General features: G+C 69.9%; 21 protein-coding genes. 11 read left to right on the plus strand and 10 right to left on the minus strand.

All coding sequences use genetic code 11. The annotated features are described in order from the left end of the window. The first annotated feature begins 10 nt into the window (after positions 1 to 10). Both ACNNMR_RS35405 and ACNNMR_RS35410 read left to right on the plus strand, forming a co-directional pair. A complete protein-coding gene (locus tag ACNNMR_RS35405; RefSeq protein ID WP_419998795.1) occupies positions 11 to 1,381 on the plus strand; it encodes a zinc-binding dehydrogenase in 1,371 nt (456 codons plus the stop codon). Between the two features lie 24 nt (positions 1,382 to 1,405). Then, a complete protein-coding gene (locus tag ACNNMR_RS35410) occupies positions 1,406 to 2,134 on the plus strand; it encodes an SDR family oxidoreductase (RefSeq protein ID WP_419998796.1) in 729 nt (242 codons plus the stop codon). 18 nt (positions 2,135 to 2,152) lie between these two features. On the opposite strand, the gene ACNNMR_RS35415 is transcribed toward ACNNMR_RS35410, so the two are convergent. From ACNNMR_RS35415 to ACNNMR_RS35430, 4 genes are all read right to left on the minus strand, one after another. Continuing rightward, positions 2,153 to 2,908 carry a hypothetical protein gene (locus ACNNMR_RS35415; protein WP_419998797.1) on the minus strand — a complete coding sequence of 252 codons (756 nt, stop codon included), beginning with the start codon at positions 2,906 to 2,908 and terminating at the stop codon, positions 2,153 to 2,155. Positions 2,909 to 3,207: 299 nt separating this feature from the next. After that, positions 3,208 to 4,665 carry a catalase gene (locus tag ACNNMR_RS35420; RefSeq protein ID WP_419998798.1) on the minus strand — a complete coding sequence of 486 codons (1,458 nt, stop codon included), beginning with the start codon at positions 4,663 to 4,665 and terminating at the stop codon, positions 3,208 to 3,210. Positions 4,666 to 4,896: 231 nt separating this feature from the next. Then, positions 4,897 to 5,790, minus strand: coding sequence for a 2-hydroxy-3-oxopropionate reductase (locus ACNNMR_RS35425; protein WP_419998799.1), 894 nt, complete (start codon positions 5,788 to 5,790; stop codon positions 4,897 to 4,899). Positions 5,791 to 5,848: 58 nt separating this feature from the next. Then, a complete protein-coding gene (locus tag ACNNMR_RS35430) occupies positions 5,849 to 6,688 on the minus strand; it encodes a TIM barrel protein (RefSeq protein WP_419998800.1) in 840 nt (279 codons plus the stop codon). A gap of 146 nt (positions 6,689 to 6,834) precedes the next feature. Here ACNNMR_RS35430 and ACNNMR_RS35435 point away from each other — a divergent pair, with 146 nt between their 5' ends. The 8 genes from ACNNMR_RS35435 (at position 6,835) to ACNNMR_RS35470 (ending at position 13,876) form a co-directional block, all read left to right on the plus strand. Beyond that, on the plus strand, positions 6,835 to 7,089 hold the full coding sequence (locus ACNNMR_RS35435; protein WP_419998801.1) for a hypothetical protein: 255 nt from the start codon (positions 6,835 to 6,837) through the stop codon (positions 7,087 to 7,089). Next, positions 7,086 to 7,448, plus strand: a complete 363-nt coding sequence (locus tag ACNNMR_RS35440; protein WP_419998802.1) for a helix-turn-helix domain-containing protein — start codon at positions 7,086 to 7,088, stop codon at positions 7,446 to 7,448. Before ACNNMR_RS35435 ends, ACNNMR_RS35440 begins: the two co-directional genes overlap by 4 nt. A gap of 96 nt (positions 7,449 to 7,544) precedes the next feature. After that, positions 7,545 to 8,063, plus strand: a complete 519-nt coding sequence (gene uraD, locus ACNNMR_RS35445; protein WP_419998803.1) for a 2-oxo-4-hydroxy-4-carboxy-5-ureidoimidazoline decarboxylase — start codon at positions 7,545 to 7,547, stop codon at positions 8,061 to 8,063. Then, the gene (uraH, locus tag ACNNMR_RS35450; protein WP_419998804.1) at positions 8,060 to 8,455 is read left to right on the plus strand and encodes a hydroxyisourate hydrolase; all 396 of its coding nucleotides are present in this window, start codon (positions 8,060 to 8,062) and stop codon (positions 8,453 to 8,455) included. Before uraD ends, uraH begins: the two co-directional genes overlap by 4 nt. Positions 8,456 to 8,460: 5 nt before the next feature. Further along, positions 8,461 to 9,396 carry a factor-independent urate hydroxylase gene (gene pucL, locus ACNNMR_RS35455; protein ID WP_419998805.1) on the plus strand — a complete coding sequence of 312 codons (936 nt, stop codon included), beginning with the start codon at positions 8,461 to 8,463 and terminating at the stop codon, positions 9,394 to 9,396. A 69-nt stretch (positions 9,397 to 9,465) separates the two neighbouring features. Next, on the plus strand, positions 9,466 to 10,884 hold the full coding sequence (locus ACNNMR_RS35460) for a nucleobase:cation symporter-2 family protein (RefSeq protein ID WP_419998806.1): 1,419 nt from the start codon (positions 9,466 to 9,468) through the stop codon (positions 10,882 to 10,884). A gap of 45 nt (positions 10,885 to 10,929) precedes the next feature. Beyond that, entirely contained in the window at positions 10,930 to 12,318 is a 1,389-nt protein-coding gene (locus ACNNMR_RS35465) for an 8-oxoguanine deaminase (RefSeq protein ID WP_419998807.1), read from the plus strand. 226 nt (positions 12,319 to 12,544) lie between these two features. After that, the gene (locus ACNNMR_RS35470; RefSeq protein ID WP_419998808.1) at positions 12,545 to 13,876 is read left to right on the plus strand and encodes a nucleobase:cation symporter-2 family protein; all 1,332 of its coding nucleotides are present in this window, start codon (positions 12,545 to 12,547) and stop codon (positions 13,874 to 13,876) included. A gap of 59 nt (positions 13,877 to 13,935) precedes the next feature. Here ACNNMR_RS35470 and ACNNMR_RS35475 read toward each other — a convergent pair whose 3' ends face one another. From ACNNMR_RS35475 to ACNNMR_RS35495, 5 genes are all read right to left on the minus strand, one after another. Continuing rightward, entirely contained in the window at positions 13,936 to 15,390 is a 1,455-nt protein-coding gene (locus ACNNMR_RS35475) for an aldehyde dehydrogenase family protein (protein ID WP_419998809.1), read from the minus strand. Between the two features lie 56 nt (positions 15,391 to 15,446). Further along, the gene (locus ACNNMR_RS35480) at positions 15,447 to 16,547 is read right to left on the minus strand and encodes a zinc-binding dehydrogenase (protein WP_419998810.1); all 1,101 of its coding nucleotides are present in this window, start codon (positions 16,545 to 16,547) and stop codon (positions 15,447 to 15,449) included. 11 nt (positions 16,548 to 16,558) lie between these two features. Beyond that, complete coding sequence (locus ACNNMR_RS35485; protein ID WP_419998811.1) at positions 16,559 to 17,875, minus strand: MFS transporter; 1,317 nt, start codon at positions 17,873 to 17,875, stop codon at positions 16,559 to 16,561. A 27-nt stretch (positions 17,876 to 17,902) separates the two neighbouring features. Beyond that, positions 17,903 to 19,222 carry a phosphonoacetate hydrolase gene (gene phnA, locus ACNNMR_RS35490; RefSeq protein WP_419998812.1) on the minus strand — a complete coding sequence of 440 codons (1,320 nt, stop codon included), beginning with the start codon at positions 19,220 to 19,222 and terminating at the stop codon, positions 17,903 to 17,905. 93 nt (positions 19,223 to 19,315) lie between these two features. Further along, the gene (locus tag ACNNMR_RS35495) at positions 19,316 to 20,224 is read right to left on the minus strand and encodes a LysR family transcriptional regulator (protein WP_419998813.1); all 909 of its coding nucleotides are present in this window, start codon (positions 20,222 to 20,224) and stop codon (positions 19,316 to 19,318) included. A 137-nt stretch (positions 20,225 to 20,361) separates the two neighbouring features. Here ACNNMR_RS35495 and gcl point away from each other — a divergent pair, with 137 nt between their 5' ends. Further along, on the plus strand, positions 20,362 to 22,149 hold the full coding sequence (gene gcl, locus ACNNMR_RS35500; RefSeq protein WP_419998814.1) for a glyoxylate carboligase: 1,788 nt from the start codon (positions 20,362 to 20,364) through the stop codon (positions 22,147 to 22,149). 118 nt (positions 22,150 to 22,267) lie between these two features. Here the strand turns inward: gcl and ACNNMR_RS35505 are convergent, their stop codons facing one another. After that, positions 22,268 to 24,643 carry an AbfB domain-containing protein gene (locus ACNNMR_RS35505; protein ID WP_419998815.1) on the minus strand — a complete coding sequence of 792 codons (2,376 nt, stop codon included), beginning with the start codon at positions 24,641 to 24,643 and terminating at the stop codon, positions 22,268 to 22,270. Between the last annotated feature and the right edge of the window lie 298 nt (positions 24,644 to 24,941).

Genomic DNA, 24,941 nt, shown 5'->3' on the forward strand with positions numbered 1-24,941 from the left:
GGGAGCAACCATGAAGGCAGTGCGCTACCACTCCTACGGCGGCAGCGACGTCCTCGTCTACGAGGAGGCAGACCGGCCGGTGCCAGGTGTGGGCCAAGTCGTGGTGCAGGTGGCCGGCACCTCGTACAACGACGCGGACTCAGGCCTCCGCGCGGGATTGCGACAGGACCTGCTCCCCCTGGCCTTCCCGCACATTCCCGGCCTCGACCTGGCCGGAGTCATCACCGAGGCCGGCGAGGGCGTGCGCAACTGGAGCGTGGGGGACGCGGTGGTCGCGCTGCTGCCGGCGGACGCGCCCGGCGCGGCTGCCGAGTACGTCGCCGTATCTGCCGACGCGCTGGCCACCGCCCCCCGCACCGTCGAACTGGCCGACGCCGCCGCCCTGCCCCTCGTCGGGCTGACGGCATGGCAGGCGCTGTTCGAGCACGCCGCCCTCAAGCCCGGGCAGCACATCCTGATCAACGGCGCGGGCAGCGCGGTAGGCGGGTACGCCGTCCAACTCGCCGCGCAGGCCGGTGCCGACGTGACCGCGACCGCCGGCGCGCGCAGCCGCGACCGGGTGCGCTCCTACGGCGCGGAGCGGATCGTCGACTACGCCGTGACCCCCGTCGAGCAGGCGCTGGCCGGGCAGCACTTCGACGTGGTGCTGCAGCTGGCTCCCGCCGGCATCGAGGAGAACGCGCGGCTGGTGGAGCTGGTCGCCGACGGCGGAGCCTTCGTCAGCGTCACCACTCCCGGCCCGGAGGATGCCGGGCGCGGGGTGCGCACGGTGCACGTGTTCGTGCGCGGCGACGTCACCCAGCTCGCCGAGCTGGTCGCCCGCGTCGATGCCGGAGATCTGGCGATCGACGTGGCCCAGCGGCTGCCACTGGCCGACCTGGCCATGGTCCATGCCCGCGCCGCCGGCCGGTTCGCCCGGATCGCCGAGCTGGCCGCCGGGGTCGAGGGCGGAGACCTGGCCGAGCGGCTGCGTGCCGGCCAGGCCGCGATCCGCGTCCCGGCTGCCGCCGGAGAGCTGGCCGGCAAGACCGTCCTGACCCCAGGAGGACCTGTGCGGCGAGGCGAAGTCTGGTGGGCGGATATCGACGAGCGGCGGCCGGTCGTCGTGCTCTCGCAGGAGGCGTCCGAGTTCCGGGCGATGCAGGTCGTCGCCCCCGCCGGCACCGAGCTCAGCGGGGTGGCCGCTGAGCTGGCGGTAGGTGCCTCCGAAGGACTGCCTTTTGAAGGCGTCCTGCGCGTCGCACTCCCTCGCCCCGGACTCATCCCCTGCACGTGGCTGGTCACCTTGACCCGGGAAGACCTGGTCGAGCGGGCAGGAGCCTTGTCGTCTGCGAAACTTGGGGATCTCCAGGAACTCCTCCACCTCGGTGGACTTGAGTAGGAGACCAGAAGGAGGTGTGCGCTGGTGGATCTGACTGGGCGCACAGTAGTGATCACCGGGGCCGGGCGTGGGTTCGGGCGGGCTTTGGCCCTGCTGGCGGGCCGGCTGGGGGCGCGCGTGTTCGTGTCCGCACGTGCGCTGGCCGCGGCACAGAAGGTGGCCGACGAGGTGGCGGCCGACAGCGGCGCGAGAGTCGACGCCTTCGCCTGCGATCTGGCCGACCCGGCCGCCATCCGGGCCTTCACGGAGGGGATCGCCGCCCACGCCGACCGCGTGGATGTTCTGATCAACAATGGTGCCCGCTACCTGGACGGCCCCGATCTGTGGGACGCCGATGACGACGCGATCACCGACACCATCGCCTCCGGTGCCACCGGCACACTGCTGACGGTCAAACACGTCCTGCCGCTGCTGCGCGCCTCTGCTGGTGCGGACGTGGTCAACCTGGTCTCCTCCGCCGCGGAAGCCCGGGACCACCGCTCGCAGGCACACCCCGCGTTCTACACGGCCAAGACCGCCCAGGCCGGCTTCGCCGACATCCTCTCCCACCGGCTCCGTCCCGAGGGGATCCGTGTCATCTCGCTCTATCCGCCGGACTTCACGGACGGTGACCCGCTCGACTCCACCTGGGAGCACGCATCCCGGGCCGCAGACAGCCCCCTGACCGCCCAATCCGTACTCGACTGCGTGCTGTTCGCGATCGGCCAGCCACGAGACTGCTTCATCCGCTCCTTCCACTTCGAGCAGATGTAGCAGCACCCGGTTCTCGCGCTAGAACGCCCCCGCCCCCTTGCGGAGCAGCTCGTCCGCCGGGTCGTTGACCGGCTGCGGGGTCCCCGTCAGATCCATGACGAACAGCGGTATGTGCAGCTCGTCGGCGCGGGCGCGGGCGTCGCGGGCGTATCCGGCGAGGGAGAAGAAGACCGAGACGGCGGACTGGTTGAGCCCGTTCAGCCACAGCGTTTCCACGTCCCGTAGCGCCGTGGGTGTCGTGGTCGGGTCCACATGCGCGACCACCCCACTGCCCCGGATGTCGACGCCGGACGCCGGGCGGTCCTCGGCCGGAGTGATGTCCGCGTAGCCGAGCCATTTGAGGTATTGCGCGGAGGCGGTGACCGCGTCTCTGGCCGTACGGATCGTGACCGGGCGGAAAGCGGGGCGGAAGACCGGCTGGGACTGCGGCTTGTGCGCCTCCGGCGTGCCCAGGTGTCGGCTGCCCTGCGCCGCGCTCCCGGCGCCCGCGCCGCGCGCCTGCGCCCGGGGCTGCGGTGGCGCCACCGGGACGCGGATCACCGCGCCGCAGCCGCAGGCCACCTCGGGCTGCGGCCACTCGTCCTGCCGGGAGCAGGAGGGGCAGCGGACGCTCACCCAGGAGTCCTGCCAGGTGCGGTGTTTGAGCTCCACCGGGATGCCGCCGTGCAGCAGCGGCAGGGTGAGCGGTGCGCCGCAGGCGCACGGGAAGGTCGGCGGGGTGAACGAGTGCTCGCGGCGGCACACCGGGCAGCGCACCGGCACGCTCTCAGCCATCTACGGGACTCCTTGGAGCTCGCTGGGATGTCCATCGTCCATGATGCGGCCACGGTTGGGGAGGCATATGCAGAGAGTCAGGGAGCGAATGCACAGAGCGCGGGTCGCCCGGGGGACCGTCCCCGAAAGACCCGCGCTCTGCGGAGGGTTGCCGTCCGGCGGCGCGAGGCAGGCGCGACACGTAAATCGCGCCGCCGGACGAGTTTCCCGCCGCCACCGGCCACCCCTCATCCGGGCCGGCGCGGCGGGAAGCGCAAGTGACCGACCTCCCGTCGGTCCCGAGCGCAGTTCGGTGCCTCTCAGTCCTCGCGCAGGGCGCGGACTGCCTCCTCCACACGCTTGCCGTAGTCGGTGTCGGCGGCGTGGAAGTGGGCGAGGTTCTTCTCGATGACGTCCTCGCGGGAGACCTGCGAGAGGCCGCCGGCGATGTTCGCCACCAGGCGCTGCTTCTCGTCCTCGGACATGAGGCGGAAGAGCTCGCCGGCCTGGAAGAAGTCGTCGTCCTTGGTGTGCGCCGGGGCGGCGTGGGTGCCGGTGTAACCGGTCAGCGCCAGCGGGGCGGCACCGGGGACGCCGGTCTCGGCCGGGCCCTGGTAGGAGTTCGGCTCGTAGTTCTTCGCGCCGCGTCCCTGGCCGTTGGTGGCCATGAGGCCGTCGCGGCCGTAGTTGTGGGCCTCGGTCGCCTTGGGCGCGTTCACGGCCAGCTGGGTGTGGTTGACGCCCAGGCGGTAGCGGTGCGCGTCGGCGTACGCGAAGAGGCGGCCCTGCAGCATCTTGTCCGGGGAGGCGGAGATGCCCGGGACGAAGTTGTTCGGCGAGAAGGCGGACTGCTCGACCTCGGCGAAGACGTTGTCCGGGTTACGGTCCAGGACCAGGCGGCCGACGCGCTGCAGCGGGTAGTCCTTGTGCGGCCACACCTTGGTGAGGTCGAACGGGTTGAAGCGGTAGTCCGCCGCCTCGGCCGCGGGCATGATCTGCACGTACAGCGTCCAGGACGGGTGCACGCCGCGCTCGATGGCCTGCAGCAGGTCGGTCTGGTGGCTGTTGGCGTCCTTGCCGGCCTGCTCGGCGCCCTGCTCGGACGACAGGCTGCGGATGCCCTGGTTCGTCTTGAAGTGGTACTTCACGAAGAAGGCCTCGCCGGCCTCGTTCGTCCACTGGTAGGTGTGCGAGCCGTAGCCGTTCATGTGCCGGTACGAGGCGGGGATGCCGCGGTCGCCCATCAGCCAGGTGATCTGGTGGGTGGCCTCGGGGGCGTGCGCCCAGAAGTCCCAGACGTTGTCGGCTTCCTGCTTGCCGGTGAACGGGTCGCGCTTCTGCGAGTGGATGAAGTCCGGGAACTTCAGCGGGTCCTTGATGAAGAAGACCGGGGTGTTGTTGCCGACGAGGTCGTAGTTGCCCTCTTCGGTGTAGAACTTCAGCGCGAAGCCGCGCGGGTCACGGACCGCGTCCGCGCCGCCCAGGTTGTCGGCCACGGTCGAGAAGCGGATGAAGGTCTCGGTCCGCTTGCCGATCTCGCTGAGGAAGTCGGCCTTGGTGAAGCCGGTGACGTCGTCGGTCACCTCGAAGTGGCCGTACGCGCCGGAGCCGCGGGCGTGCACGACGCGCTCCGGGATCCGCTCGCGGTTGAACCGGGCGAGCTTCTCCAGGAGGTGCTGGTCCTGGATCAGGAGGGGGCCGCCGACGCCGGCGGAGGCGGAGTTCTGGTTGTCGGCGACCGGGGCGCCGGACTCAGTCGTCAGCGTGGGCTTAGCCATGGTGACCTGTAGGACCTTTCATGCGATGCAGCATTGACTTCGTGGAGGCGAGTCAACACTCTGTTGAAGCAGATTTCAACAGTTCGTTGAAAAACAAATGGGTGGAATCCGGGCGGCGCCGGCCTGGGCGCGACAGGACAGGTGTCAGCCGGCGCCGCCCGGGGTCATTGGGGCGCGGTCGGGGGTCCGGGAGCGAAGCCCCCGGGATTCCCCCGGACCGCAGCGGAGCTGTTACGCGACCTTGTCGCCCGACAGGCGCTCCACCGCGCGCAGCAGCGCCGAGTGGTCCAGGCCGCCGTCGCCCTGGGCGCGCAGGGAGGCGACCAGCTGGGCCACGACCGCGCCGACCGGGAGGGCAGCGCCGACGTTGCGGGCGGCGTCGGTGACGATGCCCATGTCCTTGTGGTGCAGGTCGATCTTGAAGCCGGGGGCGAACTCGTGCTTCAGGAAGTTCTGCATCTTGCGGGTCAGGACGGTCGAGCCGGCCAGGCCGCCGTTGAGGACCTCAAGCGCCGCCTCCATGTCGGCGCCGCTCTTCTCCAGGAAGACGACGGCCTCGGCGCAGGCCTGGATGTTCACGGCCACGATGAGCTGGTTGGCGGCCTTCACCGTCTGACCGGCGCCGTGCGGGCCGCAGAGGATGATGGTCTTGCCCAGCTTGTCCAGGATCGGCTTCGCCTCGGCGAAGATCTCCTCGGTGCCGCCGACCATGATCGACAGAACGGCCTCGACGGCGCCGGCCTCGCCGCCGGAGACCGGGGCGTCCAGCACGCGGATGTTCTTGGCCGCGGCGTTCTTGGCCAGGTCCACGGAGGTCTGCGGGGTGATCGAGGACATGTCGATCAGGAGGGCGCCGGACTTGGCGTTCTCCAGGATGCCGTCCTCGCCGTACGCGATGGCCTCGACCTGCGGGGAGGCCGGAACCATCGTGACGATCACATCGGCGCCCTGCACGGCCTCCTTGACGGAGCCCGCGGCCTTGCCGCCCGCGGCGGCGAGGCGGTCGAGCTTGTCCTGCTCGAGGGTGAAGCCGGTGACGTCGTAACCGGCCTTGATCAGGTGCTCCGACATGGGGGAGCCCATGATGCCGAGGCCGATCCAGGCGATCTTGGGGAGGTTGCTCATGGGTAATGCCTTTCTGGGTAAAGCGAAGTCTTTGAGGGCGGCCCTTTGCGTACGGGCCTCAGTGCGAGGCGCGGTGCTCGGGCGCGAGCCACCCGAACGAGTCGGCGCTCGGGGCGTCGCCCGGCTTGTACTCCAGCCCGACGTAGCCGTCGTAGCCCGCCTTGCGGAGCTGGGCCAGCAGGTCCTCGAGGGGGAGCGCGCCCGTTCCGGGCGCCCCGCGGCCCGGGTTGTCGGCGATCTGCACGTGGCCGGTGATGTCCGCGTACTTCTCGATGACCTCGTTCAGGTCCTCGCCGTTCATCGACAGGTGGTACAGGTCCATCAGGAACTTGGCATTGCCGAGCCCGGTGGCCTTGTTCACCTGCTCGATGACCTCGGCGGCCTTCGGGGCGCTGACGATCGGGCACAGCGGCGACTCGGGCTTGTTCAGCGCCTCGATCAGGAGGATGGCGCCGACGCGGTCGGCCTCGCGGGCGGCGAGGACGAGGTTCTCCAGGGCGAGCTTGTCCTGCTCGGCCGGGTCCACGCCCTCGACGCGGTTGCCGTAGAGCGCGTTGAGCGCGGTGCAGCCGAGCGACTTGGCGAAGTCGGCGGCGACGGCGAGGTTCGCACGGAACTTCTCCGACTCGGCGCCCGGGATCGACAGCGCGCCGCGGTCGGGGCCGGGCAGCTGGCCCGCGTAGAAGTTGAGGCCCACGAGCTTGGTGCCGGCGTCGTTGAGCGCGTCGCGCAGGGCGTCCAGCTCGGACTGCTCGGGGGTGGCGGCGTCGACCCAGGGCCACCAGAGCTCGACCGCGTCGAAGCCGGCCGCGGCGGCGGCCGCCGGGCGCTCCAGCAGCGGAAGCTCGGTGTAGAGGATCGACAGGTTCACATCGAAGCGCTGGTTCTCGAAGCCCATGAGGGGTAACGCGCTCCTTCCGTATCGCGGAAGTTTCTTTCTGATTAACGGAAGTCTTGCCGCCGGGAGGGGGTGGTGTCAAGGCCTCCCGGCCGATCCCGCATCACGCCACGTCCTTGCGCCGCAGGTCCGGCTAGGGTGAGGGCGTGCGTTTGCGAGTGGAGTTCACGACGGAGCCGTTCGATCTGGACGAGTCGCCGGAGCATGCGGTGGTGGCGCGAGAGGTCGTGCAGGGGGCGGAGCTGGACGGGGTCGATGTCGGCCCGTTCGGCAATACCGCGGAGGGGGAGGCCGACGCGGTGCTGACCGCCGTCGACGCGCTGCTGCGCAAGTCGCTGGCCGCCGGCGCCACCCGGGTGTCGCTGCAGGTGAACGTGGTCAGAGAGGGCGATGCGGCATGACTGGGGGCCAGGGGGAGCACCCTTTCGTCGCGGCGGTGAAGCCGCTGGTCGACGCCATGGGCGCGGAAATGGTCCCGCCCGATGACGCAAAGAACGACGACGTCGTGCTGGCCTGGGAGGGCGAGGACGTGGTCGCCGTCCGGCTGCCGCACCTCTCCGACTCCCTCGACCACATCCTGGCCGACCTGGAGCGCCGCCACGGCGGCCCGCTGGCCGACCTCGACCGCAAGACCAAGCAGTCGGTCGTCAGGATCCTGGAGCAGCGCGGGGCCTTCTCGGTGCGCCATGGGGTGGAGACGGTTGCTTCGGCGCTGGGTGTGAGCCGTTTTACCGTGTACAACTACCTGAACCGGGAGTAGGGCGGGGCGACGGGGCGGTTGGTCGGCCTGAATGATCGATCAAACTTCCTTCAACAAACTGTTGACGCTCCCGCAATGCGGAATTAGCTTTCCGTTGTGACTTCCAGCGCAACGCCGGGTCTTTCCCGGTTCAACTCCTCCGACGCCCCCATCGCGGCCGAGCTTCTGCACGAGGTGTGCAGCTCCTCCGCCTGGGGGCAGACCGTCGCCGCCGGGCGGCCGTACGCCGACGCCGAGTCCCTGTTCGCCGCCAGCGACGCCGCCATGGCGAAGCTCAGCGCGGCGGACCTGGACGAGGCCATGGCGGGCCACCCGCCGATCGGCCGCCCCAAGCCCGGCGACCCTACCTCCAACAAGGAGCAGGCGGGGATGGCGGGCGCGTCGGAGGCGCTCAAGGCGGAGATGCTCGAGCGGAACCTGGCGTACCAGGACAAGTTCGGGCACGTCTTTCTCATCTGCGCCACCGGCCTCACCGGCGAGGACATGCTCGCCGCGGTCAAGGAGCGCATCGGCAACACGCCGGAGCAGGAGCGGGAGATCGTCCGTGAGCAGCTGGGCAAGATCAACCGCATCCGGCTGACCCGTCTCGTAGAGGAAGAGGGAACCTCCGCATGAGCACCGCAACGACCGCATCGGTGTCGACGCACATCCTCGACACCAGCATCGGCCGACCGGCCGAGGGCGTCGCCATCTCACTGTCGGCCAAGGACGCCGATGGGAACTGGCAGAAGCTCGGCGGGTCCAAGACCGATGCCGATGGCCGCTGCAAGGACCTCCCGGCGCTGTCGGAAGGCACCACCCATGTACGCCTCGACTTCGCGGTCGAGCCGTACTTCACCAACAAGCAAGCCGATACGCAGCAGGACGCCCCCGCGAATCGGGACAGCGACGCGACCGGAGTGTTCTTCCCGGAGGTGGCGATCACGTTCGCCGTCAAGCCGGGCGAGCACTACCACGTGCCGCTGCTGCTCAACCCGTTCGGCTACTCCGTTTACCGAGGGAGCTAGCAGACATGCCCACCATTCTGGGACAGAACCAGTACGGCAAGGCAGAGAACCGGGTCGTCAAGATCACGCGGGACGGCGACACCCACCACATCAAGGACGTCAACGTCTCCGTCGCCCTCAGCGGTGACCTGGACGACGTCCACCTCACCGGGTCGAACGCCAACTGCCTGCCGACCGACACCACGAAGAACACCTGCTTCGCCTTTGCCAAGGAATACGGCATCGAGTCGATCGAGCAGTACGGCATCCACCTGGCCCGGCACTTCGTCGACAGCCAGCCGTCCATCCACCGGGCGCGAATCCGCCTCGAGGAGTACGCCTGGGAGCGCATCGCCGGCTCCGACGCCAACTCCAACTTCATCGGCGCCGACGACGTCAAGCACTCCTTCGTCCGCAAGGGCCAGGAAGTCCGGGTCGCCCAGGTCACCTATGACGGCGAGAAGTTCGAGGTCCTCTCCGGCCTCAAGGACCTCACCGTCATGAACACCACGAACTCCGAGTTCTGGGGCTACATCAAGGACAAGTACACGACGCTGAAGGAGGACTACGACCGCATCCTCGCGACGTCGCTGTCCACCTGGTGGCGGCACACCTGGACCGGCGGCGACGACGAGCGGAACCCCAACTGGGAGCGCTCGTACGAGCAGGTGAAGAAGAACATCCTGCACGCCTTCGTGGAGACCTACTCCCTCTCGCTGCAGCAGACCCTCTTCCAGATGGGCTCGCGGGTCATCAACAACCGCGCGGAGGTCGACGAGATCCGCTTCTCGGCGCCCAACAAGCACCACTTCCGCCAGGACCTCGGCTTCTGCGACCTCGACAACGACGCCAAGGACGGCGCCGTCTACTACGCCGCGGACCGCCCGTACGGCCTGATCGAGGCCACGATCCTGCGCGACGGTGCAGAGCAGCGCATACCGATCGACATGACCAACCTCTGACGTCGGCCGCACGGCCCCGCCCGAAACGCAGCGGGCGGGGCCGTGCCACACCCGAGGGAACGACCGTAAATGGCTCAGCAGGCAAAGAGGCCGGCAGAAGGCCCGTGTACGACTCCACCGATTGACGGACAAGATGCGCAGTCCGAGCAGTGCCACCCGGTGGATGAAAAGCTCCATCCCTCGCGGCTCGTCCCCGCCGCGCTCCAGCACATAGCCGCGATGTACGCGGGTGTCGTCACCCCGCCGCTCATCATCGGCCAGGCCGTCGGCCTCGACACCGCCGCGCAGACCCGGCTGATAGCCGCCGGACTGCTCCTCGCCGGGCTCGCCACCCTGTTGCAGACCCTCGGGGTGAAAGGTTTCGCCGGAAACCGGCTCCCCTTCGTCAACGCCGCCTCCTCCGCGGGCATCGCCCCCATCCTCGCCATCGCCGAGTCCAACTCGAAAGGCGAGCAGCTCCCCGCCATCTACGGCGCGGTCATGGTCGCCGGCGTCTTCTGCCTCGTCATCGGGCCCTTCTTCGGCAGACTTCTGCGTTTCTTCCCGCCGCTGGTCACCGGCGTGGTCATCACCCTCATCGGCGTCACCCTGATGCCCGTGCCGATCGGCTGGGCGCAGGGCGGCGACGAGAGCTCACCGCAGCACGGGGACATGAAGTTCCTGGCCCTCGCGGCCTTCACGCTCGTCGTGATCCTGCTCTTCCAGCGCTTCGGGCGCGGCTTCCTGAAGCAGATCGCGCTGCTCATGGGGTTGCTCATCGGCACCCTCGCCGCGATCCCCTTCGGCCTGGCCGACTTCTCCGCACTGTCGTCCGCCCCGGTCGCCGCGCTGCCCACGCCCTTCGACTTCGGCGCCCCCACCTTCCAGCCCGCCGCGATCCTCTCGCTGTGCATCGTGATGCTGGTGCTGATGACCGAGTCGTCGGCCGGGATGATCGCCGTCGGCGAGATCTGCGAGCGCAAGACCGACGGGAAGACCATCACCCGCGGGCTGCGTACGGACGGCCTCGCCACCCTCATCGGGCCGGTCTTCGGCGGCTTCCCCACCTCCGCCTTCGCGCAGAACGTCGGCGTCGTCTCGCTGACCCGGGTGCGCAGCCGCTATGTGGTCGCCGTCGCCGGCGCCACCCTCGTCGTCCTCGGCGCCTTCCCGGTGCTCGGCGCCGTGGTCAACCTGGTCCCGATGCCGGTCCTCGGCGGCGCGGGCATCGTCCTCTTCGGCTCGATCGCCGTGAGCGGGATCCGTACGCTCTCCGAGGCCGGGCTCGACGACAGCTCGAACATCATCCTGGTCGCCATCTCGCTGGGCGCGGGCATCATCCCGCTCGCCGCGCCGAAGTTCTACGCCGACTTCCCGGCCTGGGCGCAGACCGTGCTCGGCTCCGGGATCAGCGCGGGCGCGCTGGTCGCCGTGTCGCTGAATCTGTTCTTCCACCATCTCGGCACCCGCAGCGGCGTCACCGCGGCTGCGGCACTCAAATCTCCGTAGGGCCCTGCCGTGCCCGCCCCGCCGGAAACCCGAGAAGGAAACACCATGGCACCATCGGCAGCCCCCGAGCGCATCGTCATCGAGAATTGCGCCATCGCGACCGTGGACGCACACGACACGGAGTACGTGTCCGGCCACCTCGTCCTCGCGGACAACCTGATCGAGGCAGTGGGTCCAGGAAAGGCCCCGGACGGTCTTGAGAATGTGGTCCGCCGCATCGACGCCGACGGCCACCTGGCCACGCCCGGCCTGGTCAACACGCACCACCACTTCTACCAGTGGATCACCCGCGGCCTGGCCCAGGACCACAACCTCTTCAACTGGCTCGTCGCCCTCTACCCGACCTGGGCCCGGATCGACGAGCCGATGGTACGGGCGGCCGCCCAGGGCTCCCTGGCGATGATGGCGCGCGGCGGCGTCACCACGGCGATGGACCACCACTACGTCTACCCGGTCGGCGCCGGCGACCTGGCCGGCGCGATCGTCGGCGCGGCCCGCGACATGGGCGTGCGCTTCACCCTCGCCCGCGGCTCCATGGACCGCAGCGAGAAGGACGGCGGCCTGCCGCCCGACTTCGCGGTGGAGACCCTCGATGGCGCGCTGGCGGGCACGGAGCAGGCGATCGACACGCACCACGACGCCGCCTTCGACTCGATGACGCAGGTGGCGGCCGCGCCGTGCTCGCCCTTCTCCATCTCTACGGAACTGCTCAAGCAGGGCGCGGAATTGGCCCGCCGCAAGGGCGTGCGGATGCACACACACGGCTCGGAGACCGTGGAGGAGGAGAAGTTCTGCCACGAGCTCTTCGGCATGGGCCCGACCGACTACTTCGAGTCGACGGGGTGGCTCGGCGAGGACGTGTGGATGGCGCACTCCGTCCACATGAGCGACTCCGACATCGCGGCCTTCGCCCGTACGAAGACGGGGGTGGCTCACTGCCCGTCCTCCAACGCGCGGCTGGCGGCGGGCATCGCCCGGGTGCCGGACATGCTGGCCGCCGGGGTCCCGGTCGGCCTCGGCGTCGACGGCACGGCGTCGAACGAGACCGGCGAGCTGCACACCGAGCTCCGTAACGCGCTGCTGGTCAACCGCCTCGGCCCGCACAAGGAGAAGGCGCTCAACGCCCGCGAGGCGCTGCGCCTCGGCACGTACGGCGGCGCGCAGGTGCTCGGCCGCGCCGACTCGATCGGCTCGCTGGAGCCCGGGAAGCTCGCCGACGTCGTGCTCTGGAAGCTCGACGGCCTCGGCCACTCGACGATCGCCGACCCGGTCGCGGCGCTGGTCTTCGGCGCCGCGGCGCCGGTGACGGCGTCCTTCGTCAACGGGCGGCAGATCGTGACCGACTCGCACCTCACCACCGTGGACGAGGAATCGATCGCGCGGGACGCCCGGGACCAGGCGAAGCGCCTGGCGCGGATCGCCGCGGAGGCGTAAGCGCACTCACAGACTCCGGCCGGGAGGGACGGCTCCCGGCCGGGCCAGACCCCCGCACGGGGCGTAAACAAACGCACAACCGCATCACCGAAGCACCACCAGCAATACCTCCCTGAAAGCAACGTCAAAGACGACGTAGTAAATCGACAGGAGGCGCCTCGTGGCCGCCGAAAGCACTGTGCAAGAAGAACAACAACCGAATAGCGGGACGCACCCGGTTGACGAGATGCTGCCGCCCTGGAAGCTCTTCACGAACGGCCTTCAGCATGTGGCCGCGATGTACGCCGGGGTGGTCGCCCCGCCGATGATCGTGGGTCCGGCGGTGGGTCTTGACGCGAAGGAAACCGCCTTCCTGATCGGCGCCAGCCTCTTCACGGCGGGCCTCGCCACGCTCCTCCAGACGCTCGGGGTCTGGAAGATCGGGGCCAGGCTGCCCTTCGTCAACGGCGTCACCTTCGCCGCGGTCACGCCCATGGTGGCGATCGGCGCGGGCCGGGGTGACGAGGGCATAGCCGTCATATTCGGCGCGATAATTGTGGCCGGATTGCTCGGCTTCGCATTCTCCGGCGTTTTCTGTAAATTGCTGCGTTTCTTCCCGCCATTGGTCACCGGGACGGTCATCGTCCTGATCGGCCTCTCGCTGCTGCCGGTAGCCTTCAATTGGGCGCAGGGCGGCGATGCGAAGGCGCCTGATTACGGCTCCACGGAGAACATCGCGATGGCGGCGGTGACCATGGTCATCGTGCTGGTGCTGCGCAAGCTGCTGAGCGGCTTCCTGCAGCAGATCGCGATCCTGATCGGCCTCGTCATCGGCACCCTGATCGCCATCCCGGTCGGCATCACGGACTTCTCCGCGATCTCGGACGCGGACGTCATCGGCTTCCCGACGCCGTTCCACTTCGGCGCCCCGCAGTTCGAGGTGGGCGCGATCATCTCGATGTGCATCGTGATGCTGGTCTGCATGACCGAGTCGACGGCGGACATGCTGGCGCTCGGCAAGATCGTCGGCAAGCCGGCCGACGAGAAGACCATCGCCGGCGGCCTGCGCGCGGACACCCTCGGCAGCGCCCTGTCGCCGCTCTTCAACGGCTTCATGGCCTCCGCCTTCGCCCAGAACGTCGGCCTGGTCGCCATGACCAAGGTGCGCAGCCGCTTCGTGGTCGCCGCGGGCGGCCTGATCCTGGTCGTGCTCGGCCTCTTCCCGGTCGCGGCCTCCGTCGTCTCCCTGGTGCCGATGCCGGTCCTCGGCGGCGCGGGCATCGTCCTCTTCGGCTCGGTCGCCTCCAGCGGCATCCAGACCCTCGCCTCGGCCGCCCTGGAAAAGGGCGAGAACGCCATCATCGTGGCGGTCTCGATCGGCGTCGGCATGATCCCGGTCGCCGCGCCGGAGTTCTACCACAACATGCCCGAGGACCTGCTGGTGGTCCTGGACTCCGGCATCAGCACCGGCTGCCTGACGGCCATCGTGCTGAACCTCGCGTTCAACCACCTCGGCCGGAAGAAGCCCACGGAGGACACGGTCGAGGAAGAGCCGGCACTCGCCGCCGCCGCGCACTGACGGTCGTACGGCGGTCAGCGTGCAGTCGTCTTGAACACGCTGACCGCCACGACGGCCGGTCAGTACCTGATGCAGGCCGAGCGCAGGTCCGTGTAGAAGTCCCACACCTCGGGTGAGCACTCCGGGGCGCCGAGCTGGGAGGCCTTGGTGCCCATGTGGGGCAGGTGGGCGTAGGCGCCGGTGCCGGGGCGGTTGACGTGGAGCATGCCGGCCTGGAAGTCCTGGAGGGCCTGCATGGCCAGGGACTGGCTGCCGGTGAAGATGGTGCCGGACATGCCGTACTTCACGGAGTTCGCGATGCGCATGGCGTCCTCGTAGCCGTCGCAGTCGATGACGGACAGGACCGGGCCGAAGACCTCCTCCTGGGCGATCTCGCTGTCCCAGGGGACGTCGGCGAGGACGGTCGGCTCGACGAAGTAGCCGGGCGTCCCGACATCGGCGGCCCCGCCGCCGCACAGCACCCTGGCCCCCGCCGAGCGGGCCGTCCCGACCGCGTCCAGGCAGGCGCGCTGCCGCTCGTCGTTGACCACGGGGCCGATGTCGGCCCACTCCTCGTCGCCGGGCCCGACCCGCATGGCCCGCACCCGCGGCACCAGCAGCGCGAGCAGGTCGTCCTTGACCGTACGGTCGACTATGACGCGGCTCGTGGCGCTGCAGCGCTGGCCGCTCTGCCCGAACGCGCCGTGCAGGATCGCCTCCACGGCGGCCTCGAGATCGGCGTCTGCCAGCACGATCAGCGCGTTCTTGCCGCCGAGCTCCAGCTGCGTGCGCAGCAGCCGGGCCGCGCCCGCCTGGTTGATGGCCTGCCCGACGGGCAGCGAGCCGGTGAAGGAGATCCCGGCGATGCGCGGATCGGCCACGAGCGCCGCCCCCGGATCGCGGTCGCCCTGGAGGAGATTGAGTACGCCGACCGGCACCCCCGCGTCCGTGAACGCCTGCACCAGGAGGGCCCCGGTCCACGGGGTCAGCGGCGACGGTTTGAGCACGGCCGTACAGCCGGACAGCAGCGCGGGGGCGACCTTCCACATGGGGATGGCGACCGGGAAGTTCCACGGAGTGATCAGGCCGACGACGCCGAGCGGCCGCCGGAACGTCATCGCGAGCGTCCGCGGCTCCTCGGCGGGCGTGGTGATGCCGTTGATCCGGCGGGCCTCGCCGATGGTGAAGTCGAGGATGGCGAGGGACCGGGTCACCTCCGCGTGCCCCTCGGCCAGCCGCTTGCCCTGCTCGCGGGTGATCGCCTCGGCGAACTCCCCGCGCCGCTGCTCGATCAGCCGCCCGGCCGACCGCAGGATTTCCGCGCGCTTGATGGGGCCGAGAGCGTCCCAGCCGGCGGCGGCCGCGTGGGCGGCGTCCACGGCGGCCGCCGCGTCCTTGGCGTCGGACTCGGTGAAGTGGCCGATGATATCGCCGGTGTCCGCCGGGTTGACGTTCGCGCGGACCGCTTCTGTGGCGGAGGCCGTCCAGCGGCCGTCGATGTGGTTCAGCAGGTGGTCGGGGCTCGGATGTGCCATGCGGCGGCTCCGGGAGTACGGCCGGCCTGGTCGGCCGGCGGGGGCGTACGGGCAGGTCAGACGGTGTGCAGGGCGACACGTGGCGCGGCCCCGCGGCGGGCCGCGGCGACGGCCGCGTCGATCTCGGACAGGGGGAAGGAGTCGGGTACGAGACCGGTGAACAGGTGCTGTCGCGAGGTGCGCGCCAGGAAGCCGACGGCTTCGGACAGGTCGTCGACGGTGTAGTTGTGGCAGCCGACGACGCGGGTGAGGTTGCGTACGAAGGCGTTGGGCTCGAAGTCGACCCTGGGGCCGGGGGAGACCGAGCCGACGAGGGCCACCCGGCCGTCCATGCCGACGATGTCGAGCGCCGACTGCACGGCGCGGCTGTTCCCGGAGAGCTCGAAGACGACGTCGGCGCCCGACTTGGCCGCGTGCTCCGCGAGTTCATCGGGCGCGCATACGGCGGTGGCGCCGAAGGCCGCCGCCAGCTCCCGCCGGGTCTCGTCGATGTCGCAGGCGATGACGTGCTCGGCGCCCTGCTCGCGGGCGTACGCGACCGCGGTCAGGCCCAGCATGCCGCAGCCGGTCACGATGACCGAGTCCCCTGCCGCGAGCCCCGCCCGGCGGGCGGCGCAGACGACGGTGGCGGTCGCGCAGTTGGCCGGGGCCGCGACCGTGGCGGGGAGCTCCGGCGGTACGGCGACCAGCCCGGTGCCGGGGACGAGATGGCAGTGGCTGGCGAAGCCGCCGTTCAGCCGCCAGCGGCCGGTGAGGGCCTCGTGGCCGTACTTCCGTACCTCGGTGCACTTCTGGGGTACGCCGCGGACACAGCGCCGGCAGCTGCCGCAGGACGTGCCGATCGTCCACGTCACGCGCAGGCCGGGCTCGACCGGGCTGCCGTCGGCGGTCCGTACCGACCCCGCCACCGCCTCGACGGACCCGACGGCCTCGTGCCCGAGGACGGTGGGCAGCGGCGTGGGGCGGTCGCCGGCGATGGTGTGCAGGTCGCTGCCGCAGATCGTGGCCAGCTCGACCCGGACCAGGACCTCGCCGGGGGCCAGTTCGGGCACCGGCTGCGCCTGGAGGGCGAAGCCGCTGTCCGGACCCGACCAGACGGCGGCCTGGGGAAGTGCGGTGCCGGTACGGGCGGCAGGGCTGGTGCTTGTCGTCGTCATCCTGGTCCTGCCTAGCGTCGAATCGTGAGGGCGACCAGAGCGCTGCACGTGCAGCAGGCGGCCACGATAGGGAAGATGAGGCTGGTGTTGCCGGTGCTGTCCATCAGGTGGCCGACCATCGGCTCGGCCGCTCCGGCGAAGAGGTAGGCGAAGCAGTTCACGGCGCCGGTCGCCGTGCCGGCCATCCGCTTCCCGGCGATGTCCGGGCACAGCGCCCAGAACGACGACTGCGGCCCGTACACGAAGAAGCCGGTGAGGAACAGGACGACGATGCCGGTCGTCGTGCCCAGCGGGGCGGCGTACATGACCATGGCCATCACGGCGCCGAGGACCATGAACAGGATGATCGGGCGGTCCCGCCGGGAGCCGAAGAGGCGGTCGGAGAGCTGGCCGTTGACCAGCGCGCCCGCCGCCATGCCGACGGGCAGCGCGACCGAGATCCACAGCGGGCTGATGCTGCCGCCGCCGTCCTCCCAGTCCTCGCCGAGGAAGTAGACGGGGACCCAGATCAGCAGGCCGTAGCGGGCGGCGTTCTGGAAGCCGATGGCGATGCCGGCGGACCAGATCTTCGGGTTGCGCAGCACCGCGCGGTAGCGCTGGAGGGAAGTCTCGCCCGGCGGTTCGTCGGCTGCGCTGGGGGGCTCGTCCGCATCGGCCGCGGTGTGGCCGGCGGGCGCCCGCACCCCGGCCCGCTCCGGGCTCTCCCGGGCGACCAGATAGAACGTCACGCCGCCCACCAGCATCAGCAGCACCGGCGCCCGGAAGATCCACTGCCAGTCCAGCTCCAGCGTGTCCACCACGATCGTCGACGTGACGAACGCCAGCACCGAGGCCATGCCCGCGGCGAAGGTGTAAAAGCCGAAGCTCTTGCCGCGCTCGTGCGGCGCCCACCAGTTGGAGATGACCCGCCCGCCGGACGGCCAGCCCAGCGACTGCGCGAAGCCGTTGGCTCCCCACAGCACGCCGAGCGACTTCGCGCCGGTGCCGAAGCTGGTGCCCCAGTTGAGGATCGTGGACAGGATCGCGCCGGCCGTCATCATCCGCCGGCCGCCCCACTTGTCCGCCAGATTGCCGGTGATCATCTGGCCGGCGGCGTACGACCACAGCAGCGCGCCGCTGATCGCGCCCAGGGTGGCCTTGCTCAGGCCCAGGTCCTCCTCGATGCCGGGGATGGCGAAGCCGAAGGTCTGCCGGCCGGTGTAGAAGAAGAAGTAGCAGAACATGGCCGCCAGCAGCATGCGCCACTTCAGCCGCCGGTACGCCTTCTCGGACAAGGGCTCGGGGTCGGGGAGCTGCGTCCCCGGTATGAGATCTCCTGTGCGGGACATGGGTTACGACCAATCTGAACTGCGGGATCAGTTGGTGTGCTGGGGCTCCTGGCGGCTGACCAGCGTGGTGGCCGCCCAGAAGGCGTCGTAGTTGTGGATCCGGCCCTGCTGCTCCGGCAGCCGCCGGTTGACCAGGAACGGGATCTGCTGCTCGCCGAGCGCCCCGTGCGAGCGCAGCGGAGCGTCGAGGCCGCTGAGGTCGTGCCAGGCGGCGAAGCGGCCGAGGGCGGTCCCGGCCTCGGCGAGTACGACGATGTCGCCGATGCGGTCGGCGGGGAGGGCGTAGCGCTCGGCCGCTTCCTCCCGGCCGTGGACTTCCTCGATGCCGGGGATCTCGCGGAGCCGCGCGATCGTGGTCGTACGGTCGGCGTCCTGGGGGAGGTGCACGCTCGCGAAGGAGCCGAGGGCGCCGTGGTGGACGGTGTACGGGTCGGTGATCGGGAGGATGACGCGCAGGTCACCGGGCTCGGCGTCGGCGGGGGTGCCGAGGATGCGGCGGACCTCGTCCTCGACGTACACGACGCGGGCCTTGCCCGATTCGTCGGACTTCGCGCTCATGCCATGGTCCGCCGTCAGCACCACGACCGCGCCGAGGCCGGCCAGCTTCCCGGCGTAGCCGTCGATCATCTCGTAGAAGGCGTTGGCGGTCTCGGTGCCGGGCGCGTGCTTGTGCTGGATGTAGTCGGTGAGCGACAGGTACATCAGGTCCGCGCCGCGTGTCGCGAGGATCTCCACGCCCGCGGCCAGGGCGAACTCGCTGAGGTCGGGGGAGTAGACCTCGGGGAGCGGCTTGCCGACGAGGTCGAGTACGCCGTCGATCCCGTTCGCCGCCTCCGTGGCCCGGTCGGCCTGCTCCGCCGAGAAGCAGATGCCGCGCCGCGACGGGGCGGCGAAGCCGTCCGTACCGTCGAGCGCCGGTCCGTCCTCGACGAGGCCTGCGCCGAGCAGCCTGCGCAGCTTGTCCTTTGCCGTTACGACGACGACGTCGAGGCCCGCCTCGTTCGCCGCGGCGAAGAGCGTGGGGGCGCGCAGGAAGCGCGCGTCGTTCATCAGGACCTCTTCGCCGCTCTCCGTGTCGAAGAGGTAATTGCCGCTGATGCCGTGCACGCTCGGCGGCCGGCCGGTGGCGATGGACACGTTGTTCGGGTTGGTCAGCGCCGGCATGGCGCAGTGCGCGGGCCATGAGGTGCCCTCGGTCTCCAGGACCTTGCTGAGCCAGGGCATCCGGCCGGCCGCCATCGCCTCGAGGTGGTAGTCGGGTTCGCTGCCGTCGATGCAGATCACCACCACGGGCTGGGCCGGCATGGCGTACGTTCTGCCGTTGACGCTGAAGGTCCGCGCTGTCACTCGTGCTCCCTGGGCTTGCGGGTGGGACTTCCTGCTGCCCATGAGCGTGCTGGCGCGAGCGGCGGAGCAGAACCCCGGGATTGGCTATGGGAGCTATTCGCCCACCCGCCAAGTGCGCTGTTCCCGCAGCAACTCCATGAACGCGGTCTCCGCCGGGGAGAGGATGCGGTCCCGGCGGCGTACGAGCGTGATGGCCCTGGTCATGGCGGGCTGCTCGGTCGGCAGCCGCACCACGGTCCCGGCCGCGAGCTCGTCCTCCACCGCATGCTCGGAGATCAGGGAGATGCCGAGCCCGGCCCGTACGCACCGCTTCAGCACCTCTGGCCCCCAGGCGTCGGTGTGCGGCGGATCCACCACGCCCCAGTGCTCCAGGGTCCGCTGCTGGACCTCGCGGGTGTGGGAGCCGGGCTCGCGCAGCACGAACCGCCGGCCGGCGAGCATGTCCGCGGTCACCGCGCCGCCCTGCCGCGCGAGCTCGTGCCCGGGTGGCGCGATGAGCGCCATGCCGTCCTCCAGGACCGCCTCGCCGGCGAGCCGGGCGTCCGTGGGTGTTCCCGCGATGACGGCGACGCCGACCTCGCCGCTGAGCAGCTGGCGGGTCACGTTCGCGTTGTTGTCGACGAGGATGTGCGTCTCGATGCCGGGGTAGCGGCCGCGATACAGGGCCACCAGGTCCGGGAGCAGATAGGTGCCGACGGTAGTCGTCCCGCCCACCACCAGCCGCCCGGTCTTCAGCCCGCTCAGCTGCTGCACCGCCGAGACGGCCTCGTCGGCCAGGAGGAAGACGCGGTGCGCGTACTCCGCCAGCAGCTCGCCCTCGGCGGTCGGCCGGACCCGCGCACTGGACCGGTCCACCAGCGTGGTCCGCAGGGATTCCTCCAGCCTGCGCACCTGATTCGAGACGGACGGCTGGCTCATGTAGAGCTTCTGGGCCGCGGCAGAGAATCCCTGCTGCTCTACGACGTGCATGAAGATCCACAAGCGGTGCAGGTCGAGTGTCACGGCCGCATCGTAAGTCCTGGCCGACGGATAGATCCCTTGACGGGCCAGGGTGGCGGGCCTACATTGCTTTCATATCGTAGAAGCTAACTTCCGCATAGCGGAAAAATGCAGGCGCACGACACAGCAGGAGAACTCACATGCCTCGTATGACAGCCGCCCGTGCGGCAGTGGAGATCCTCAAGCGCGAAGGCGTGACGAACGCATTCGGCGTGCCGGGCGCCGCGATCAACCCCTTCTACAAGGCCCTCAAGGAGGCCGGCGAGATCGACCACACCCTCGCCCGCCACGTCGAGGGCGCCTCGCACATGGCCGAGGGCTACACCCGCGCCAAGGCCGGCAACATCGGCGTCTGCATCGGCACGTCAGGCCCGGCCGGCACCGACATGATCACGGGCCTGTACTCGGCGATCGGCGACTCGATCCCGATCCTGTGCATCACCGGCCAGGCGCCGACCCACCTCCTGCACAAGGAGGACTTCCAGGCCGTCGACATCGCCTCCATCGCCGCCCCGGTGGCCAAGAAGGCGACGACCATCCTGGAGGCCGCCCAGGTCCCCGGCGTCTTCGCCGAGGCCTTCCACCTCATGCGCTCCGGCCGCCCGGGCCCGGTCCTCATCGACCTGCCGATCGACGTGCAGATGACGGAGATCGACTTCGACCCGGAGACGTACGAGCCGCTGCCGGTCTACAAGCCGGCCGCGACCCGCGCCCAGGTCGAGAAGGCGATCCGCTTCCTCCTGGAGTCCGAGCGCCCGCTGATCGTCGCCGGCGGCGGCATCATCAACGCCGACGCGAGCGACCTCCTGGTCGAGTTCGCCGAGCTCACGAACACCCCCGTCGTCCCGACCCTGATGGGCTGGGGCGTCCTCCCGGACGACCACGAGCTCAACGCCGGCATGGTCGGCCAGCAGACCGGCCACCGCTACGGCAACGCCACCTTCCTGGAGTCGGACTTCGTCCTCGGCATCGGCAACCGCTGGGCCAACCGCCACACCGGCTACAAGCTGGACGTGTACCGCGAGGGCCGCAAGTTCGTGCACGTCGACATCGAGCCGACCCAGATCGGCAAGATCTTCGCCCCGGACTACGGCATCACCTCCGACGCCAAGGCCGCGCTGCAGCTGTTCGTCGAGGTCGCGAAGGAGCTCAAGGCCGACGGCCGGCTGCCCGACCGCTCGGCGTGGGTCGCCTCGCACCTGGAGCGCAAGGCCACGCTGCAGCGCAAGACGCACTTCGACAACATCCCGATCAAGCCGCAGCGCGTGTACGAGGAGATGAACAAGGCGTTCGGCCGCGACGCCCGCTACGTCTCCACCATCGGCCTCTCGCAGATCGCCGCCGCCCAGATGCTGCACGTCTACAAGCCGCGGCACTGGATCAACTGCGGCCAGGCCGGCCCGCTCGGCTGGACCATCCCGGCGGCGCTGGGCGCGGCGAAGGCCGACCCGGAGACCCCGGTGGTCGCGCTGTCCGGCGACTACGACTTCCAGTTCCTCATCGAGGAGCTGGCCGTCGGCGCCCAGCACAAGATCCCGTACGTCCACGTGCTGGTGAACAACGCCTACCTCGGCCTGATCCGCCAGGCGCAGACCAACCTCGACATCAACTTCGAGGTCAACCTCGAGTTCGAGAACATCAACGCCCCCGAGCTGGGCGTCTACGGCGTCGACCACATCAAGGTCGCCGAGGGCCTGGGCTGCAAGGCGGTGCGGGTGACCGACCCGAGCGAGCTGGGCGAGGCCCTGGAGCACGCCAAGAAGCTGGCGGAGGAGCACCAGGTCCCGGTCGTCGTCGAGGCCATCCTGGAGCGCATCACGAACATCGCGATGTCCCCGACCGCGGACATCAGCGCGGTGAAGGAGTTCGAGGAGCTCGCCACCGAGCCGGGCGACGCCCCGACGGCGGTCCTCCCGCTGAAGGCGTAACACCGCAGAACCTGCCGGGAGGGGGACGGCCTCCCGGCACGCCGGGCCCCGGGAGCACATCAGCTCCCGGGGCCCGGCATCATTTCCGCGACTGTCCTACGGCTCTCCTGCGGCTCTCCTACGGCGCCCAGGCAGGCGCCACCGCCCACGTGGTGTCCTCCGTGAACGTCGCCGGGTTGTCCCAGGCGTGGCCGCCGCCCGGAGTGGCCAGCCAGACCTCGGCGTTGATGTGCCGGATGTGGCTGCCGGGAAGGTTCGCCGAGGACAGCCGCAGCCCGCCGCTGCCCTGCTGTGGGCAGAATGTCGCGTCTTCCTTGGCGAGGCGGGAGCCGTCACCCGCCTCCTTGTACAGCCGGAAGTCGCGGTGCCGGAGGTACTGGCCGGGATAGTTGCGGGACTCGAAGGAGTAGCAGAGCGAGTTGCCCAGGCCGGCGACCACCTTCCAGGTCGCGTCCTGCTTCAGCAGACTGCTGCTGCCCGCGTCGACGACCTCGGTGAAGCCGAGCCCGTCCTGGTGCCGGAGGTAGCGATTCGTATAGCCGGGGGTCGTCACGCGGAGCGAGACGTACTGCCCCGTCGGCATGGCGGCCGGCTTCGCCGGGTCGCGGGAGGCGGCGATCAGGGCCTCGTTGGCCGCCTTGACCCGGGCGGTGTCCACCTTCGTGACCTGACGGTCGTACGTGAGCAGGCCGTTGACCTCGTTCTCGACGTCGGTGGTCTCGGTGTATACGGCCGCCGAAAGACCGGCCGGGAGGGAGTGGATGCGCAGGGTGTTCAGCAGGCCGGTGAAGCGGTCGTTGAGCGCGGCGAGGCTCGGCTGGTCCTCGTACGAGAAACCGCCGCCCGGGTACCACTCGTGGCCGGCGACCTTGAAGCCCAGGCCCCCGTACTCGCCGAGCACCGCGGCGCGCGAGGCGCTGGGGGAGGTGTTCCCCGGGCCGACGTACACGTGGTTGTCGACGACGTCCCCGTTTCCGCCGTCCACCGAGCCGCAGCAGTTGACCCCGCTCATGTTGTTGACCAGCCGCGACGGGTCGCGGGACTTCACCTCATTCGCGATCCGGGCCTGGTCGTACTGGCCCCAGCCCTCGTTCTGGTTCACCCACATCACCAGCGACGGCGAGCTGCGATGCTGGTCGATGATCGCGTGGTACTCCGCCTCCCACTGCGTGCGGGCACCGGCGTCCGGGGTCTTGCCGCTGTCCATCGCCGGCATGTCCTGCCAGACCAGCAGGCCGAGCCTGTCCGCCCAGTAGAACCAGCGCTGCGGCTCCACCTTGATGTGCTTGCGGACCATGTTGAAGCCGTGGTTCTTCAGCGCCTGCAGGTCGTATTTCAGAGCGGCGTCGGTGGGGGCGGTGTAGATGCCGTCGGGCCAGTAGCCCTGGTCGAGGGTGCCGGTCTGGAAGACCGGCTTGCCGTTGAGTACGGGGCGTTTGACGCCCTTCACATCGGCGATCGCGATGGAGCGCATGCCGGTGTAGCTGCCGACGGTGTCGACGGGCGTGCCGCCGCTGCCGATCAGCTCGGCCTTCACGTCGTAGAGGAAGGGATCCTCGGGCGTCCACAGGCGCGGACTGGCGATGGGCACCGTGAACTGGCTGCCCGCAGCGCCGGTCGCGCTGCCCGCCACCGTGCCGCCGGACGAGACGGTGATACGGGCGGTGTGGCCCGCGAGGCCGGTGCCGCGGACCGTGACCTTCAGGGTGTTACTGCTCAGGTCCGGGACCATGTCGACGCGGGTGATGTGCGCGGCGGCCACCGGCTCCAGCCACACCGTCTGCCAGATGCCGGAGGCGGCGGTGTACATGATGCCGCCGCCGGGGTGCGGCTTGATGTCATGGTCGGCGCGCTGCTTGCCGATGGCCTGGCCGCCGTTCTCGGTCGGATCGTAGACGGAGACGGTGAGGGTGTTGCTGCCCGCCTGCAGCAGGTCGGTGATGTCGTAGCTGAAGGCGTCGTAGCCGCCACGATGGGCGGCACCCGCCTGCTTGCCGTTGACCCAGACCGTGGTCTCCCAGTCGGCACCGCCGAAGTTGAGCACAACGCGGCGGCCTGACCAGCCGGCGGGGACGGTGACGGTGCGCTGGTACCAGAGCTTGTCGTTCTGGCTGACGCGGCGCTGGATGCCGGACAGCGCGGACTCGGCGGGGTACGGGACGCGGATCTGATCGGGGAAGGCGGCGGGCTTTCCGGCGTCCCTGCCGGTGACCGCGAAGTCCCAGATGCCGTTGAGGTTGGCCCAGTCGGGGCGGGTGAGCTGGGGTCGCGGGTACTCGGGCAGCGGTTTGTCGACCGGGACGTCGTTGGTCCACGGGGTGGTCATCGGGGGCGGCTTGGGCGTCCAGTCGGCGGTGGGCGCGGCGGGTGCCGCGGGGGCGGCGGGGACGAGGAGGGTGACGGCGGCCAGGGTGAACGTGGCGGCTGCCGTGGCCAAGTTGCGTAAGCGTCTTGGGTGTCTTGGGTGTCTTGAGCGTCTTGAGCGTTTTGCCATGCGAGGGATCTGCACAGGGGCCTCCGGAGCTTTACAACGATGTAAGAACGGGGCGTATCCCATACGACAGCAGCAGGGGCGGACCTAGTCCAGACCTTTGGCCGAGATTGTTGACGTAAGCATGACAGTGACGGGCATCGGGGGATTTGGCATCGGATGGTGACGGCCGCGTCGCCGGGTTGCTTGGGGGTGCGGTGCCGGTGGGTTGGCTGGCTGCGGAGGAGTGAGGGGCGGGGGGCGAGTTGGGGTGCCGGGTGCCAGGTGGGGAGGGTGGGGGCGCGCCTTCGAGGTCGGGGGC

Source organism: Streptomyces boninensis (assembly GCF_048572725.1).
GTDB classification, from domain to species: Bacteria; Actinomycetota; Actinomycetes; order Streptomycetales; family Streptomycetaceae; genus Streptomyces; species Streptomyces boninensis.

Excerpts from the sequence above, each read along its gene's own strand:
- gcl (WP_419998814.1), top strand. The coding sequence starts at position 20,362 with ATGCCTCGTATGACAGCCGCCCGTGCGGCAGTGGAGATCCTCAAGCGC.
- ACNNMR_RS35470 (WP_419998808.1), top strand. The coding sequence starts at position 12,545 with ATGCTGCCGCCCTGGAAGCTCTTCACGAACGGCCTTCAGCATGTGGCC.
- ACNNMR_RS35405 (WP_419998795.1), top strand. The coding sequence starts at position 11 with ATGAAGGCAGTGCGCTACCACTCCTACGGCGGCAGCGACGTCCTCGTC.
- ACNNMR_RS35425 (WP_419998799.1), bottom strand. The coding sequence starts at position 5,790 with ATGAGCAACCTCCCCAAGATCGCCTGGATCGGCCTCGGCATCATGGGC.
- uraH (WP_419998804.1), top strand. The coding sequence starts at position 8,060 with ATGAGCACCGCAACGACCGCATCGGTGTCGACGCACATCCTCGACACC.
- ACNNMR_RS35465 (WP_419998807.1), top strand. The coding sequence starts at position 10,930 with ATGGCACCATCGGCAGCCCCCGAGCGCATCGTCATCGAGAATTGCGCC.
- ACNNMR_RS35415 (WP_419998797.1), bottom strand. The coding sequence starts at position 2,908 with ATGGCTGAGAGCGTGCCGGTGCGCTGCCCGGTGTGCCGCCGCGAGCAC.
- ACNNMR_RS35505 (WP_419998815.1), bottom strand. The coding sequence starts at position 24,643 with ATGGCAAAACGCTCAAGACGCTCAAGACACCCAAGACACCCAAGACGC.
- pucL (WP_419998805.1), top strand. The coding sequence starts at position 8,461 with ATGCCCACCATTCTGGGACAGAACCAGTACGGCAAGGCAGAGAACCGG.
- ACNNMR_RS35420 (WP_419998798.1), bottom strand. The coding sequence starts at position 4,665 with ATGGCTAAGCCCACGCTGACGACTGAGTCCGGCGCCCCGGTCGCCGAC.
- ACNNMR_RS35485 (WP_419998811.1), bottom strand. The coding sequence starts at position 17,875 with ATGTCCCGCACAGGAGATCTCATACCGGGGACGCAGCTCCCCGACCCC.
- ACNNMR_RS35460 (WP_419998806.1), top strand. The coding sequence starts at position 9,466 with ATGGCTCAGCAGGCAAAGAGGCCGGCAGAAGGCCCGTGTACGACTCCA.
- ACNNMR_RS35430 (WP_419998800.1), bottom strand. The coding sequence starts at position 6,688 with ATGGGCTTCGAGAACCAGCGCTTCGATGTGAACCTGTCGATCCTCTAC.
- ACNNMR_RS35440 (WP_419998802.1), top strand. The coding sequence starts at position 7,086 with ATGACTGGGGGCCAGGGGGAGCACCCTTTCGTCGCGGCGGTGAAGCCG.
- ACNNMR_RS35480 (WP_419998810.1), bottom strand. The coding sequence starts at position 16,547 with ATGACGACGACAAGCACCAGCCCTGCCGCCCGTACCGGCACCGCACTT.
- ACNNMR_RS35475 (WP_419998809.1), bottom strand. The coding sequence starts at position 15,390 with ATGGCACATCCGAGCCCCGACCACCTGCTGAACCACATCGACGGCCGC.